The sequence below is a fragment of the Microtetraspora sp. AC03309 genome (assembly GCF_020826795.1).
In the GTDB taxonomy this organism is placed as follows: domain Bacteria; phylum Actinomycetota; class Actinomycetes; order Streptosporangiales; family Streptosporangiaceae; genus Microtetraspora; species Microtetraspora glauca.
The window spans coordinates 1-713 of the sequence record NZ_JADDIL010000309.1; the positions used below are offsets into that span (position 1 = coordinate 1).

General features: G+C 64.0%; 1 pseudogene. It reads left to right on the plus strand.

Annotation, left to right across the window (positions count from 1 at the left end):
* A pseudogene (locus tag IMZ11_RS43015) lies at positions 1-713 on the plus strand (hypothetical protein); the annotation flags it as partial.

Below are 713 nucleotides of genomic sequence, written 5' to 3' on the forward strand. Positions count from 1 at the left end.
GCCCGAGAACTGTCGACAAAGACTTCCAGTTCGAGGCACCACCCGAACTGCCCCGGCTGGTGGAACTGCCCGCCTGGCGCAAAGCCCTGCCATGGGTGTTCGGCCTGGTGATGGCCGGCATGGTCGTCATGATGATCGTCTCGGGGTTCCGGCAGATGAACCCGATGTACCTGTTCTTCATGCTCATGATGGGTATCGCCCTGTTCACCTCGATGCAGAACTCCGGCGGCGGCGAGGACGTGACGACGCCCAAGGTGAACGCCGAACGGGCCGAATACCTGCGCTACCTGTCCGGCAAGGCCGAACAGATCCGCGAGGCCGCAGCCTCCCAGCGCGCCGCCGCCGAATGGTCGCACCCCGACCCCGACGTCCTTGAAGCGGTGTTCGACTCCAAGCGCCTGTGGGAACGCTTCCCCACCGACGCAGACTTCCTGCAGGTGCGCATCGGTCGGGACCAGGTGCAATTGGCCAACAAGATCAGGGTCAAGCCCGTCGACGCCGAAATCGACTTGGAGCCAGTCACCAAGATGGGTCTGCAGCACCTGCGCGCTGTCCAACAGGTGATCCCGCACTGCCCCAAGGCAATCGACCTGTCCGGCTACGGGCAGATCACCGTCTATGGCGAGCGTGAAACATTCCGTGCCGCCGTGCGTGCTTGGGTAGCCCAACTCGTCTGCTGGCACAACCCCAACAACTGCGGCCTGGCCGTGGTG